The organism is Streptomyces sp. LS-MS-L19, from assembly GCF_058382285.1.
Genome location: NZ_JBYCLL010000001.1, coordinates 5,028,040 through 5,042,710, shown reverse-complemented (window position 1 = coordinate 5,042,710; position 14,671 = coordinate 5,028,040). Strand labels below are relative to the sequence as shown.

The window sequence follows — 14,671 nt, the reverse complement described above, 5'->3', positions numbered from 1 at the left end:
CAACGAGCCGTCGGGCAGAAACGGAGGGGAGCCTGCTACGGATAACCAGATGGTAGAGCGGCGACGGCACAGGGTGACAGGGGGTTTCCAGAAATTGGCCGCTGGCCTGCGCGGTCTCCGGTCAGTTCAGCATGCGGGGACGTCTGCCCCGTGAACCGTCAGATATCCAGGGGAAGTTGCTGGACCAGCAGTTTTCCGGCCATGGTCACCCCGCCGTCCATCGCGATGGCCAGCCCGTCGGCGTAGACGTGCGGTCCCTCGACCACCGGACCGGAATCGTCCTCGCCGTCCTCGGAGCCCACTTCGCCGAGCAGATAGGGGATCGGGCTGTGGCCGTGGACGATGCGGACGCCGCCGTACGTGTCGAGCAGCGAGCGCACATGGTCGGCGCCGCCCTCGTCGCGGAAGGAGAAGCGCTTGGTGAACTTGCGGAACAGGTCCCACACCTCGTCCGCGTCGTTGCGGGTGATCGTCTCGCGGACGGTGTCGTTGACCGCCTCGATCGAGTCGCCGTAGTCGAGGTAGGCGGTGGTGTCGGAGTGGACGAGCAGATGGCCGTCGACCTCCTCGACCGCGTCGAGGCGGGACATCCACTGGAGGTGGTGGTCCTGGAGGCGGTCCATGTCGGTCTTCTGGCCGCCGTTGAGCAGCCAGGCGGCCTGGAAGGTGGCGGTGCCCGCGCCGGAGTTGACGGGGGTGTCGCCGAACCGCTTGGCGCCGAGGAGCAGCAGCTCGTGGTTGCCCATGAGGGCCTTGCAGTAGCCGCCGGCCGCGGCGGCCTCCGCGGACAGCCGCATCACGAGGTCGATGACGCCGATGCCGTCGGGGCCGCGGTCGGTGAAGTCGCCGAGGAACCACAGCCGGGCGGTACCGGCGCACCAGTTGCCGGCCGCGTCGACGAGGCCCTTCTCCTGGAGTGCGGCCATCAGTTCGTCGAGGTAGCCGTGGACGTCGCCGACGACGAACAGCGGACCCGGGCCGTCCGCCGCGAGCCCCTCGTGTTCGGCGGCGGCCTGGAGCCCGTCGGCGTGCTGGATCACGGGCAGGTCCTGCTCGGTGGGGGTGTACCCCTCCGGGTAGGCCTCCTCGTGGGCAGGGACGACGTCGCTGCTGTGGCCGTACGGACCGGTCTCGTTGACGTACGCGGGCACCCGGAAGTCGCGCAGCACCGCACCGCGCTCCACCTCGGGTCCCTGACCGGCCCCCTGAGTCATCAGACCCCTCCACCATCGCGCCGCATCTGCACCGCTTCGGACTGCCTGGTCGCAGCGGCCCCGCGGTGTCGTGGGCCCATCATAGGAATGCGGATCGCGCCATGTGATGACCCAGGGGTGGTGAATCGGAGCAAGACTCCTGTTCACCGTGGCATTCGCCCCGATTGCGCCGGGCTTCGTCCCCCGCCCGACCTCGCGCAGCACAGTCGAGACCACGAGTGCACCGGACGCCGGGCCACCGACGCGAACCTTCCCGCGTCGCAGCGCCCAGCCCGATCCCCTCGGCTCCCCCGCCCTACCCCTTCTCAGGCGACCGCGGCGGGCTGACCGTCGTGCGCGGTGCGCGTCGCTGGGACGAGGTGCGCACGATCAGTTCGGTCGGTATCACCTGCTCGACCGGCTGGTCCGACTCGACTCCCTCGATGGCGTCGATGAGCAGCTGGACCACGGCCGTGCCGATGCGGCGCGGCTTGAGGGAGAGCGTGGTGACCGGCGGCTCGGTGCTGGCGTACACCGTGGACTCGGAGCAGCAGACGATCAGCAGGTCGTCCGGGACGCGCAGCCCGTAGCGGCGGGCCGCGGCGAGCAGGTCGGTGCCGTTCGGGTCGAACAGGCCGTAGACGGCGTCGGGGCGGTCGGGCCGGGCGAGCAGCCGGTCGGCGGCGACGGCGCCCGCGCACGGATCGTGCGCCGGGTAGGCCTCGTAGACCGGATCCTGGCCCACCCGCTCGCACCAGTGCAGATACGCGGTGGTCGACAGATGGGTGTAGGTGTCGGTCGTCGTACCGGTCAGCAGGCCGATGCGGCGGGCGCCGGCGTCGGCCAGGTGGTCGAGGATCCCGAGTACGGCGGCCTCGTGGTCGTTGTCGACCCACGCGGTGACCGGCAGCGCGCCGGCCGGGCGGCCGTCGGAGACCACCGGCAGCCCCTGCCGGACCAGTTCGCTGACGACCGGGTCCTGGTCGGACGGGTCGATGACCACGGTGCCGTCCAGGGCGACGTTCGACCACACGTCGTGCCGCGAGGTCGCGGGCAGGATGACGAGGGCGTAGCCGCGGGCGAGCGCGGCGGAGGTGGCGGCCCGCGCCATCTCCGCGAAGTACGCGAACTCCGTGAAGGTGAAAGGTTCATCCCCGTACGTCGTCACGGTCAGGCCGATGAGTCCCGACTTGCCGGTACGGAGGGTTCTGGCCGCGGCGGAGGGCCGGTAGCCCAGCCGGTCGGCGACCTCCCTGACATGGCGGCGGGTGGCGTCCGGGAGCCTGCCCTTGCCGTTCAGGGCGTCCGAGACGGTCGTGATGGAGACTCCGGCGGCGGCGGCCACGTCTCTGATGCCCGCCCGACCCGGCCGGCTGCCTCGACGTGAGGTTTCCGCGCGGCTCACCTGGTGCTTCCCTGCTGCTGTCATGGCGAGCCGATAGTAGGGCTCATGCGGTGGGGTAGGGCGGACGCATATGCACGCGTTGACAGGCACGTTTCTGCAAGGTCATCAACCGTCAACTGCCTGTGAAACAAAGTCAGTTAAACGATCCAATGGCACTACGTAACTTGTCGGCACGCATGGGCCTGCCAAGTCCCCGATGTTTCGAAGAGGTCTCAACTCACCTTCACGGGTGACGCGCGCCAGGGCGTGAGCCACCGGCGCATAGATATATGTGACCGCGCCCCCCGATTCGTCTGGCTTCGTATGGTGATGCCCCTGATGCCAGTGGGACTGATGAGGTCGAGCCCCCCCACCTCTGCTCGGCGGCTCTCACTTCCACGCGGCGACGCTCACCTGTACGCAGCGGCGCCCAATCCTCATAAGGTGAGCAGTATTGGAGGCCGCTGACGGAGTCGGCCGCCATCGAGTCGCTGGTCACGAGGAGGACTGCGGTGAGCGAGACGAGCCCCAAGCTGCGCGCCGAGCTGGAGGGTATCCCCACCTACAAGCCGGGCAAGCCCGCCGCGGCCGACGGTCCGGTGGCCTACAAGCTGTCCTCCAACGAGAACCCCTATCCGCCGCTGCCAGGTGTGCTGGAGACCGTGACGGCAGCGGTCTCCTCGTTCAACCGCTACCCGGACATGGCCTGCACGGCCCTGATGAACGAGCTGTCCGACCGCTTCGGCGTCCCGCTCTCCCACCTCGCCACCGGCACCGGCTCGGTCGGCGTCGCCCAGCAGCTGATCCAGGCGACCTCGGGACCCGGCGACGAGGTGATCTACGCCTGGCGGTCCTTCGAGGCGTACCCGATCATCACGCAGATCAGTGGTGCCACCTCGGTGAAGGTGCCGCTGACCGACGGCGATGTGCACGACCTGGACGCGATGGCCGACGCGATCACCGACCGGACCCGGCTGATCTTCGTCTGCAACCCCAACAACCCGACGGGCACGGTCGTGAAGCGGGCCGAGCTGGAACGGTTCCTCGACCGGGTGCCCAGCGATGTCCTGGTGGTCCTCGACGAGGCCTACCGCGAGTTCATCCGCGACCCCGAGGTCCCGGACGGCGTGGAGCTGTACCGCACCCGGCCGAACGTCTGTGTGCTGCGCACCTTCTCCAAGGCGTACGGTCTCGCGGGCCTGCGGGTGGGCTTCGCGATCGCCCATGAGCCGGTGGCGGCGGCGCTGCGCAAGACGGCGGTGCCCTTCGGCGTCAGCCAGGTCGCACAGGAGGCGGCGATCGCCTCGCTGCGGGCCGAGGACGAACTGCTTGGCCGGGTCGGCTCGCTGGTCTGCGAGCGCAAGCGCGTGATGGAGGGCCTGCGCGCCCAGGGCTGGACGGTGCCCGAGACCCAGGCGAACTTCGTGTGGCTGAGGCTGGGGGAGCGCACGGTCGACTTCGCGGCGGCCTGCGAGCAGCACGGGGTGGTCGTACGGCCGTTCCCGGGCGAAGGTGTGCGGGTGACGGTCGGGGAGACCGAGGCGAACGACATCTTCCTGAAGGTGGCGGAGGGCTTCCGAAAGGAGCTCTAGCTCACACCGGCGCCCGTTCGCGCTGGTCAGGGTCAGGATCACAGGGGGGTTCCGGTGGTAATCGGGACCCCCCTTCGACTGTCGAAAAGAGGTGCGGCATACTAGCTTGTGAATGTGAACGCTTTCACAAGCGCGTAGTAAGGAGCGGCCGTGGACCTGGCTCTGGCGCCGGAGACCCTGGCGCGATGGCAGTTCGGCATCACCACCGTCTACCACTTCCTCTTCGTCCCGCTGACGATCTCGCTCGCCGCCCTGACGGCCGGGCTGCAGACCGCCTGGGTGCGTACGGAGAAGGAGAAGTACCTCAGGGCGACCAAGTTCTGGGGCAAGCTGTTCCTGATCAACATCGCGATGGGCGTGGTCACCGGCATCGTGCAGGAGTTCCAGTTCGGCATGAACTGGTCCGACTACTCGCGCTTCGTCGGTGACGTCTTCGGCGCCCCGCTCGCCTTCGAGGCCCTGATCGCCTTCTTCTTCGAGTCCACCTTCATCGGCCTGTGGATCTTCGGCTGGGACAAGCTGCCCAAGAAGATCCACCTGGCCTGCATCTGGATGGTCTCGATCGGCACGATCCTGTCGGCGTACTTCATCCTCGCGGCCAACTCGTGGATGCAGCACCCGGTCGGCTACCGGATCAACGAGGCGAAGGGCCGGGCTGAGCTCACCGACTTCTGGCTGGTGCTGACCCAGAACACGGCGCTGGCCCAGGCCTTCCACACGCTCAGCGCGTCCTTCCTCACCGGCGGCGCGTTCATGGTGGGCATCGCGGCCTTCCACCTGTTCCGCAAGAAGCACATCACCGTGATGAAGACCTCGCTGCGGCTCGGCCTGATCACTGTGGTCGTCGCCGGCATGCTCACCGCGATCAGCGGCGACACCCTCGGCAAGGTCATGTTCAAGCAGCAGCCGATGAAGATGGCCGCCGCAGAAGCCCTGTGGGACGGCCAGAACTCGGCCCCCTTCTCGATCTTCGCCTACGGCGATGTCAGCAAGGGCCACAACACCGTCGAGCTGTCCGTCCCCGGCGTGCTGTCCTTCCTCGCCGACGACGACTTCAGCTCGTACGTGCCCGGCATCAACGACACCAACAAGGCCGAGCAGGAGAAGTACGGTCCCGGCGACTACCGGCCCAACATCCCCGTCGCCTTCTGGGCGTTCCGCTGGATGATCGGCTTCGGGATGGCGTCCTTCGCCATCGGCATCGCCGGACTCTGGCTGACCCGCAAGAAGTTCCTGCTCCCGCAGCACCTGCGGGTCGGCGAGGACGAGGTGCCGAACCTGGTCCTCTTCAGGAACAAGGCCCTCAGCCCCAAGCTCGGCCGGCTCTACTGGCTGGTGGCGATCTGGACCCTGGGCTTCCCGCTGATCGCCAACTCCTGGGGCTGGATCTTCACCGAGATGGGCCGCCAGCCGTGGGTCGTCTACGGCGTCCTGCAGACCCGGCACGCGGTCTCCCCCGGCGTCTCGCAGGCCGAGGTCCTCATCTCGATGATCACCTTCACCACGCTGTACGCGATCCTCGCGGTCGTCGAGGTCAAGCTGCTCGCGAAGTACATCAAGGCGGGCCCGCCCGAGCTCACCGAGGCCGACCTCAACCCGCCCACGAAGATCGGCGGCGAAGCGCGTGACGCCGACAAGCCGATGGCCTTCTCGTACTAGGCCTCGCTGCTAGGCCAAGGGAGCTCAAGTCATGGAACTTCACGACGTCTGGTTCGTGCTCATCGCCGTCCTGTGGACCGGCTACTTCTTCCTGGAGGGCTTCGACTTCGGGGTCGGCGTCCTCACCAAGCTCCTCGCCCGCGACCGGGTCGAGAAGCGCGTCCTGATCAACACCATCGGTCCCGTCTGGGACGGCAACGAGGTGTGGCTGCTCACGGCGGGCGGCGCGACCTTCGCCGCCTTCCCCGAGTGGTACGCCACGCTCTTCTCCGGCTTCTACCTGCCGCTCCTGGTCATCCTGGTCTGCCTGATCGTGCGCGGTGTCGCCTTCGAGTACCGCGCCAAGCGGCCCGAGGAGAACTGGCAGCGCAACTGGGAGACGGCGATCTTCTGGACCTCGCTCATCCCCGCGTTCCTGTGGGGCGTCGCCTTCGGCAACATCGCGCACGGAGTGAAGATCGACCGGAACTTCGAGTACGTCGGCGGTCTCTGGGACCTGCTCAACCCGTACGCCCTCCTCGGCGGACTGGTGACGCTCACCCTGTTCACCTTCCACGGCACGGTGTTCACGGCCCTCAAGACCGTCGGCGAGATCCGGGAGCGGGCGCGGAAGCTGGCCCTCAAGGTCGGTCTCGTCACGGCCGCGCTGGCACTGATCTTCCTGCTGTGGACCCAGGTCGACAGCGGCGACGGCAAGAGCCTGGTCGCCATGGTGATCGCCGTGGGCGCCCTGGTCGCGGCTCTGGTGGCCAACCAGGCCGGGCGTGAGGGCTGGTCGTTCGCGCTGTCCGGAGTCACCATCGTGGCCGCCGTGGCGATGCTCTTCCTGACGCTCTTCCCGAACGTCATGCCGTCCTCGCTCAACGCGGACTGGAGCCTGACGGTCACCAACGCCTCGTCGAGCCCGTACACCCTGAAGATCATGACCTGGCTGGCGGTGATCGCCACGCCCGTGGTCATGCTCTACCAGGGCTGGACCTACTGGGTCTTCCGCAAGCGCATCGGTACACAGCACATCGCCGCCGACATCGCGCACTGAGGTGTGTTTCACGTGAAACCAATCGATCCACGTCTGCTCCGCTACGCCCGGGCCACCCGCCTCTTCCTGGTGGCCGTGGTCGGCCTGGGCGGCCTCGGAGCCCTGCTGGTCATCGCCCAGGCGATGCTCATCGCCGAGATCGTGGTCGGCGCGTTCCAGCACGGTCTGTCCGTCTCCGGACTCCGCACTCCCCTGCTGCTGTTGGTGGCCGTCGCCGTGGGCCGCGGGCTCGTCTCCTGGCTCACCGAACTCGCCGCCCACCGGGCGAGCGCCGCGGTGAAGTCCGAGCTGCGGGGGCGCTTGCTGGAGCGGGCCACCGCGCTCGGCCCCGGGTGGCTGAGCGGGCAGCGGACCGGATCGCTGGTCGCCCTCGCCACCAGGGGAGTCGACGCCCTCGACGACTACTTCTCGCGCTATCTCCCGCAGCTGGGGCTCGCGGTGGTCGTCCCGGTGGCGGTGCTGGCGCGGATCGTGACCGAGGACTGGGTGTCGGCGGCCATCATCGTCGGGACCCTGCCCCTCATCCCCGTCTTCATGGTGCTGATCGGCTGGGCCACCCAGTCCCGGATGGACCGTCAGTGGCAGCTGCTGTCCCGGCTGTCGGGGCACTTCCTGGACGTGGTCGCGGGACTGCCGACCCTCAAGGTGTTCGGCCGGGCCAAGGCGCAGGCCGAGTCGATCCGGCGCATCACCGGCGAGTACCGGCAGGCGACCATGCGGACCCTGCGGATCGCCTTCATCTCCTCCTTCGCCCTGGAGTTGCTGTCGACCCTGTCGGTGGCCCTGGTCGCCGTGACGATCGGCATGCGGCTCGTCCACGGCGAGATGCAGCTGTACGACGGTCTCGTCATCCTCATCCTGGCTCCCGAGGCGTATCTGCCCCTGCGCCAGGTCGGCACGCAGTACCACGCGGCGGCCGAGGGCCTGGCCGCCGCCGAGGAGATCTTCGCGGTCCTGGAGACACCGGTTCCCGCGTCGGGCAATGATCCCGTCCCCGCGGGCGCGCTCGCCTTCGAGCAGGTCACCGTCCGCTACCCCGGGCGGGTCGCGGACGCCGTCACGGACGTGTCCTTCGAGGTCGCGCCCGGGGAGACAGTGGCCCTGGTCGGGCCGAGCGGCGCGGGCAAGTCGACACTGCTGAACGTCCTGCTGGGATTCGTCCCGCCCACCGAGGGGCGGGTGCGGATCGGGGGAGCCGATCTCGCCGAGGTCGACGTGGCGCAGTGGCGGTCACGTATCGCGTGGGTGCCGCAGCGGCCGCAGCTGTTCGCCGGCACGATCGCCGAGAACGTCCGGCTGGCCCGTCCCGACGCGGACGACACGGCCGTACGGCAGGCGTTGGCGGACGCGGGGGCGCGGGAGTTCGTGGACACGTTGCCCCTGGGGGCCGACACCGTGCTCGGCGAGGACGGGACCGGGCTCTCCGCCGGACAGCGGCAACGGCTGGCGCTGGCCCGCGCGTTCCTCGCGGACCGGCCCGTGCTGCTCCTCGACGAACCGACGGCGGCGCTCGACGGGGCCACCGAGGCGGAGGTCGTCGCGGCGGTACGGCGGCTCGCGGCCGGCCGGACCGTCCTGCTGGTGGTGCACCGCCCGGCGTTGCTCGGGGTGGCCGACCGGGTGGTGCGGCTGACGGAGCCGGCGGCTCACGTGCCCGTGCGGGCCACGCTCGGCACAGCGCCCGAGGCGGCTGTCGTCGAGGCCGGTGCCGCCGCCGTCGGCGGTTCCGAGGCGAGCGAAGTACTGACCGTGAAGGGCTCCGTACTCGCCCGGGTCCGCGCCATGTCCGGCCCCCGGCGCGGTCGGCTCGCCCTCGCGCTGCTCCTCGGCAGCCTCGCTCTCGGCAGTGCCGTGGGGCTGATGGCCACCTCGGGGTGGCTGATCTCGCGGGCCTCGCAGCAGCCGCCCGTGCTGTATCTGATGGTGGCCGTGACGGCGACCCGGGCTTTCGGGATCGGCCGGGCCGTGTTCCGGTACGCGGAGCGGCTGGTGTCGCACGACGCCGTGCTGCGGATGCTCGCCGACACCCGGGTGGCCGTGTACCGGCGGCTGGAGCGGTTGGCGCCCGCCGGGCTGCGGACGGCCCGCCGGGGTGATCTGCTCTCGCGGCTCGTCTCCGACGTGGACGCGTTGCAGGACTACTGGCTGCGCTGGCTGCTGCCCGCCGGTGCCGCGGCCCTGGTGTCGGCGGCCTCCGTGGGCTTCACGGCCTGGCTGCTGCCCGAGGCTGGTGCCGCACTCGCCGTGGGTCTGCTGGCCGCCGGTGTCGGTGTCCCGCTCCTCACGGGTGCCGTGGCCCACCGCGCCGAGCGCAGGCTGGCCCCTGCCCGCGGGGAGCTGTCGACCCGCGTGACCGATCTGCTCACCGGCACCGCCGAGCTGACCGTCGCCGGCGCCCTGCCCGCCCGCACCGCCGAGGCACGGCGGGCCGACGGAGTCCTCACCCGGATCGCCTCCCGGACCGCCACCGCCACCGCCCTCGGGGCCGGACTCACCGCCCTGATCTGCGGCCTGACCGTCACGGCCACCGCTGCGGTGGGCGCGCAGGCGGTCGCGGCGGGACGGCTGGGCGGGGTCGTGATGGCCGTCGTGGTGCTCACTCCGCTGGCCGCCTTCGAGGCGGTTCTCGGGCTGCCGCTCGCGGTGCAGTACCGCCAGCGGGTGCGCAGGAGCGCGGAACGCGTGTACGAGGTGCTGGACGCGCCCGAGCCGGTACGGGAACCGGAACACGGACGGCAGGCGCCCGCCTCGCCCTTCCCGGTGGTCGTCAACGGTCTCGCCGCCCGGTACGAGGGCCAGGACCGGGACGCCCTCACCGGCCTCGACCTCACCCTGACGGAGGGCCGGAGGATCGCCGTGGTCGGCGCGTCCGGCTCCGGCAAGACGACGCTCGCGCAGGTGCTGCTGCGCTTCCTGGACGCAGACGCCGGCACCTACACCCTGGGCGGCGTGGACGCCTACGGGCTGTCCGGCGACGACGTACGGCGGCTGGTGGGGCTGTGCGCGCAGGACGCGCACCTCTTCGACAGCTCGGTGCGGGAGAACCTGCTCCTCGCGAAGAGGGACGCGACCGAGGACGAGCTGCGGGACGCGCTGCGGCGGGCCCGGCTGCTCGACTGGGCCGAGAGCCTGCCCGACGGCCTCGACACCCTGGTCGGCGAACACGGTGCCTGGCTGTCCGGCGGCCAGCGCCAGCGGCTCGCGCTGGCCCGGGCCCTGCTCGCCGACTTCCCCGTCCTCGTCCTGGACGAGCCGGCCGAGCATCTCGACCTGCCCACCGCGGACGCCCTCACCGCCGATCTGCTGGCCGCCACCGAGGGCCGTACGACGCTCCTCATCACGCACCGGCTGGCCGGGCTGGAAGCGGTGGACGAGGTGGTCGTACTCGATGCAGGGCGGATCGTGCAGCGGGGTTCCTACGCGGAGTTGGCCGCGGTGGAGGGCCCGCTGCGGGGGATGGCCGAGCGGGAGGCGGAGTCGGAGCTGCTGGTCGGAGCGCGGTAGGCGGCCCGGAGGGCATCAGCATCCGGCACTGACCCGTCCGCAGCAGCGTGTCCCCCAGCCGTACGACTTGAACAGGACCGCGGCCCGCAGGCCGGGACAGGATCGCTGACATGCGATCACCTCGCCTCCGCCTGCTGCTCGTTCCGGCGTTGCTGTGCGCGCTCGCCGTGGGGGCGGCCCGGCCCACGGACGCGGCCGACGACGGTGCGGGCCGCCGTGCGGACGGTGACACGGAGGTCAGCACGCAGGTGGCGCGGCTGTACGAGGACGCGGCGCTGGCGACCCGGCGGTACGAGGCCGGGCGCCAGGCGGCGGAGGTGCAGCGGGCGCGGGCCCGGCGGTTCGAGGAGCTCCTGGACCGGGAGCGGCGGGAGATCGCCGTCCTGCACCAGGATCTCGGCCGGATCGCCCGGTCCCAGTACCGCGACGGCGGTGGTCTTCCGCTCACCGCGCAGATCATCCTCGCGGACGACTTCGATGAGCTGATGCGCGGTCAGCATGTCTTCTCCCGGACGACGGTGGCTCTCAACAACGCGGTCGACAAGAGCCGTCGGGCCGAGGCCCGGCTCGCGGCGGACGAGGCGAAGGCCACGGCGGTCCGGCAGAGGCTGGAGCAGCGCAGCGCCGAACTCGCCGCGCTGAAGCAGGACATCGAGCAGAAGCTCGAAGAGGCCCGGTGGCGGCTCCAGGGGCTGGCCGACGTGTCCGTCGCGGCCGGCGCCTGCCGGGGTGCCGTACGCCTGGACCAACCGCGGCAGGCGCAGGCGGGTGCGTGGGTCACGCCGGTGGCGGTGTACGAGCTGTCGGCGGGGTTCGGCAGCGGCGGTTCACGCTGGGCGAACGGGCACACCGGCCAGGACTTCGCGGTGCCGATCGGGACGCCGGTGCGGGCGGTGGGAGCGGGCCGGGTGGTGAAGGTGTCCTGCGGAGGTGCCTTCGGCATCGAGGTCGTGATCGAGCACCCCGGCGGCTACTACACGCAGTACGCCCACCTCGCCGCCGTCACCGTCGACCAGGGGGACGGCGTCGCCCCGGGGCAGTGGATCGGTCAGTCGGGCACGAGCGGCAACTCGACCGGCCCGCACCTGCACTTCGAGGTGCGGGTCACGCCGGAGATGGGCTCGGCGGTGGACCCGGTGCCGTGGCTGGCGGCCCGCGGGGTGCCGCTCGGCTGACTCCGGGCCGCGTGCCGGCTCCCGTGGAACGACCGCGGCTACCTCCGCTCCAGCATCCGCTCGATCACGACCGCCACCCCGTCGTCGTTGTTGGCGACGGTCCGGCCCGAGGCCGCGGCGATCACGTCCGGGTGGGCGTTGCCCATCGCGTACGACTGTCCTGCCCAGGTCAGCATCTCGAGGTCGTTGGGCATGTCCCCGAAGGCGACCACTTCCTCGTGCGAGATACCGCGCTCGGCGCAGCACAGGGCGAGGGTGCTGGCCTTGGAGACGTCGGGGCCGCTGATCTCCAGCAGGGCGCTGGGGCTGGAGCGGGTGACGTTGGCCCGGTCGCCGATGGCGAGGCGGGAGAGGGTGAGGAAGGCGTCCGGGTCGATGGAGGGGTGGTAGGCGAGGATCTTCAGCACCGGCTCATCGGCACCGGGACCGTCCTCGGCGAGCAGCTCCTCGGCCGGGGCGAGGTGGTCCGGGATCTCCATGTGCAGCTTGGGGTAGTCCGGCTCCTGGTGGAAGCCGTACGTCTGCTCGACCGCGTAGACCGTGCCGGGCGCCGCCTCGCGCAGCAGGCGTACGGCGTCCAGCGCGTTCTCCCTGGCCAGTTCGCGCACCTTCACGAACCGGTGGGCGCCGGGGCCGCCGTGCAGGTCGACCACCGCCGCGCCGTTTCCGCAGATGGCGAGTCCGTGGCCGTGGACGTGGTCGCTGACGACGTCCATCCAGCGGGCCGGGCGCCCGGTGACGAAGAAGACCTCGATGCCGGCCTCCTCGGCGGCGGCGAGGGCCGCGACCGTGCGCGGCGACACCGACTTGTCGTCGCGCAGCAGGGTGCCGTCGAGATCGGTGGCGATCAGGCGCGGCGGTATGTCGGCGGCCGGGGTCTCGGGCTGTCGAGTAGCTGAGGTCACCCGCTCATTCTCCCGCATATGCGTGCACGACCGTGCGGGCGCCCGCACAGGTGAGACATAGACGACGCGTGGGCGCCCGCACGGGTGCGACATAGGCGACGGGTGGGCGGCCCCACCCGTCCCGGTGCCGCTGTCTCAGCCCAGCTGTGCCGGTGCCTCCATGGCGATCTGCTCGAAGACCTTCTCGTCGGCGGCGAAGTCCGAGTCGGGGATCGGCCAGTGGAGCACGATCTCCGTGAAGCCCAGCTCCCGGTGCCGGCCGGCGAAGTCGACGAAGGCGTCGAGGGACTCCAGCGGGCGGTTGCGGTCCGGGGTGAAGCCGGTGAGCAGGATCTTGTCCAGCTCGTTGGTGTCCCGGCCGAGTGCCGCGCAGGCGTCGCCGAGCCGGTCGATCTGCCCGCGCAGGGCCTGGCGGGACTGCTCGGGCGTGCCGTTCTCGTACAGCTTGGGGTTGCCGGTGGTCACCCAGGCCTGGCCGTGGCGGGCGGCCAGCTTCAGGCCGCGCGGGCCGGTGGCGGCCACCGCGAAGGGCAGCCGGGGCCGCTGGACGCAGCCGGGAATGTTGCGGGCCTCGTGTGCCGAGTAGTAGTCGCCCTCGTAGGACACCGAGTCCTCGCGGAGCAGTCGGTCCAGCAGCGGCACGAACTCGGCGAGCCGGTCGGCGCGCTCGCGCGGGGTCCATGGGTCCTGGCCGAGCGCGGTGGCGTCGAAGCCGGTACCGCCCGCGCCGATCCCGAGGGTGACCCGGCCGCCGGAGATGTCGTCGAGGGTGATCAGCTCCTTGGCGAGGGTGACGGGGTGCCGGAAGTTCGGCGAGGTCACCAGGGTGCCCAGCCGCAGCCGGTCGGTGACGCCAGCGGCGCCGGTCAGGGTCGGCACGGCACCGAACCAGGGGCCGTCACGGAAGGTGCGCCACGACAGGTGGTCATAGGTGTATCCGGTGTGGAAACCGAGCTGCTCCGCGCGCTGCCATGCCTCGCGGCCCCCTTCGTTCCAGCGGCGGTACGGGAGGATCACGGTGCTCAGGCGCAGACTCATGGAACCGAGCGTATGCGCCCGGCAGTGTTTCACGTGAAACCGTGACTCCCGGTCACTGTGTGCGGCCGCTGAGCCAGGGGCTGAGGCCCACCGGGATGAACTCCTTGTGCACGCGGTCGCCCGGCAGCGGCACCATCAGGAAGTGGCTGGGCGGGAAGCGGCGCGCTTTCACCCAGGCGTGGCCGTCGTAGAGGGCGCGGAGGAAGGCGGGGACGTCGTCGCGGTCGACGTCGGGGCACTCGACTCCGTCCACGGTGATCAGGGCGTCGTCGTCGGGGAACAGCCGCACCTCCACCCGGGGCCGGCCGCCGAGTTCGACGTAGGCCTCGTGGGGCAGGGTGCCGTCCGGGTCGGTGGTGACGCCGACGCCCGCTGCGCTGCGGCGTGAGGTCTGGTCGGCGCCGATGTCGTGGGTCACCTCGATCGCGAGCTGGTACTCGGCGGCGAGAGCGCGGAGCGCGGTGACGGCGGCCTCGGTGGTGGGCAAGTGGTCCATACCACTGATCATGCCGGGGAGGGGGTCAGTGCGAGGCGGGAAACCGCAGATAGCGCGGCGGCACGGCCCGGGTCAGCCAGACCCCGTTGGCGCTGACCTGGAAGACATGGCCGTCGCGGTGCATGGCCGCGGCGTCCACGGACAGCACGACGGGGCGGCCACGGCGGGCCCCGACCCGGGTCGCGGTCTCGCGGTCGGGCGACAGATGGACGTCGTGCCGGTTCATGGGGCGCAGCCCCTCGGCGCGGATCGCGTCCAGGCTGCGGGCCACGGTGCCGTGGTAGAGGTACGGCGGCGGGGTCGCCGGGGCGAGGCCGAGGTCGACCTCGACGCTGTGGCCCTGGCTGGCGCGGATGCGGGTGCCCTCGACGGCGAAGCGCTGCTTGTCGTTCGCGGCGACGACGTGGTCCAACTCTTCCCGGGTGATGCGGAAGTTGTGCGCGGCGGTCGCGGCGAGCAGGGCGTCGATCTCGACCCAGCCGGCCTCGTCGAGCGTGAGCCCGATCCGCTCGGGTTGGTGCCGCAGGTGTTTCGAGAGGTACTTGGACACCTTCACGGTGCGTCTTTCATCCATGGCATCAGGGTGCTGGGAGAGACGTGAATCACGCGAATGATTTTGACCCGGATGTTTGATCCACAACCAACTGTAGTTATCCACAGGCTACTTGGCGTTTCTGTGGACAACT

The 14,671-nt window shown here is 70.7% G+C and carries 11 protein-coding genes; 5 read left to right on the top strand and 6 right to left on the bottom strand.

Going from position 1 to position 14,671, the window contains the following annotated elements; translation table 11 throughout:
• Window positions 1-158: 158 nt before the first annotated feature.
• A complete protein-coding gene (locus tag AC2XR2_RS22570) occupies window positions 159-1,214 on the bottom strand; it encodes a metallophosphoesterase (protein ID WP_381300312.1) in 1,056 nt (351 codons plus the stop codon).
• A gap of 295 nt (window positions 1,215-1,509) precedes the next feature.
• Window positions 1,510-2,622, bottom strand: coding sequence for a LacI family DNA-binding transcriptional regulator (locus AC2XR2_RS22565; protein ID WP_141205882.1), 1,113 nt, complete (start codon window positions 2,620-2,622; stop codon window positions 1,510-1,512).
• 467 nt (window positions 2,623-3,089) lie between these two features.
• Here AC2XR2_RS22565 and hisC point away from each other — a divergent pair, with 467 nt between their 5' ends.
• The 5 genes from hisC to AC2XR2_RS22540 all read left to right on the top strand — a co-directional run bounded on the left by hisC (window position 3,090) and on the right by AC2XR2_RS22540 (window position 11,546).
• Window positions 3,090-4,169: a histidinol-phosphate transaminase gene (gene hisC, locus AC2XR2_RS22560; RefSeq protein ID WP_381300313.1), complete on the top strand. Its 1,080-nt coding sequence runs from the start codon at window positions 3,090-3,092 to the stop codon at window positions 4,167-4,169.
• A gap of 150 nt (window positions 4,170-4,319) precedes the next feature.
• Window positions 4,320-5,828, top strand: coding sequence for a cytochrome ubiquinol oxidase subunit I (locus AC2XR2_RS22555; RefSeq protein ID WP_330265775.1), 1,509 nt, complete (start codon window positions 4,320-4,322; stop codon window positions 5,826-5,828).
• Between the two features lie 31 nt (window positions 5,829-5,859).
• On the top strand, window positions 5,860-6,867 hold the full coding sequence (gene cydB / locus AC2XR2_RS22550) for a cytochrome d ubiquinol oxidase subunit II (RefSeq protein ID WP_491516133.1): 1,008 nt from the start codon (window positions 5,860-5,862) through the stop codon (window positions 6,865-6,867).
• Between the two features lie 12 nt (window positions 6,868-6,879).
• Entirely contained in the window at window positions 6,880-10,371 is a 3,492-nt protein-coding gene (gene cydD, locus AC2XR2_RS22545; protein WP_491516132.1) for a thiol reductant ABC exporter subunit CydD, read from the top strand.
• 110 nt (window positions 10,372-10,481) lie between these two features.
• Window positions 10,482-11,546, top strand: a complete 1,065-nt coding sequence (locus AC2XR2_RS22540; RefSeq protein ID WP_491516131.1) for a M23 family metallopeptidase — start codon at window positions 10,482-10,484, stop codon at window positions 11,544-11,546.
• Between the two features lie 38 nt (window positions 11,547-11,584).
• Here AC2XR2_RS22540 and AC2XR2_RS22535 read toward each other — a convergent pair whose 3' ends face one another.
• From AC2XR2_RS22535 to AC2XR2_RS22520, 4 genes are all read right to left on the bottom strand, one after another.
• The gene (locus AC2XR2_RS22535) at window positions 11,585-12,469 is read right to left on the bottom strand and encodes a Cof-type HAD-IIB family hydrolase (RefSeq protein WP_185092913.1); all 885 of its coding nucleotides are present in this window, start codon (window positions 12,467-12,469) and stop codon (window positions 11,585-11,587) included.
• A gap of 117 nt (window positions 12,470-12,586) precedes the next feature.
• Window positions 12,587-13,489 carry an LLM class flavin-dependent oxidoreductase gene (locus AC2XR2_RS22530; protein WP_491516130.1) on the bottom strand — a complete coding sequence of 301 codons (903 nt, stop codon included), beginning with the start codon at window positions 13,487-13,489 and terminating at the stop codon, window positions 12,587-12,589.
• A gap of 52 nt (window positions 13,490-13,541) precedes the next feature.
• Window positions 13,542-13,985: a hypothetical protein gene (locus tag AC2XR2_RS22525; RefSeq protein ID WP_491516129.1), complete on the bottom strand. Its 444-nt coding sequence runs from the start codon at window positions 13,983-13,985 to the stop codon at window positions 13,542-13,544.
• Between the two features lie 25 nt (window positions 13,986-14,010).
• Window positions 14,011-14,559, bottom strand: a complete 549-nt coding sequence (locus tag AC2XR2_RS22520) for an RNA 2'-phosphotransferase (RefSeq protein WP_330265781.1) — start codon at window positions 14,557-14,559, stop codon at window positions 14,011-14,013.
• Between the last annotated feature and the right edge of the window lie 112 nt (window positions 14,560-14,671).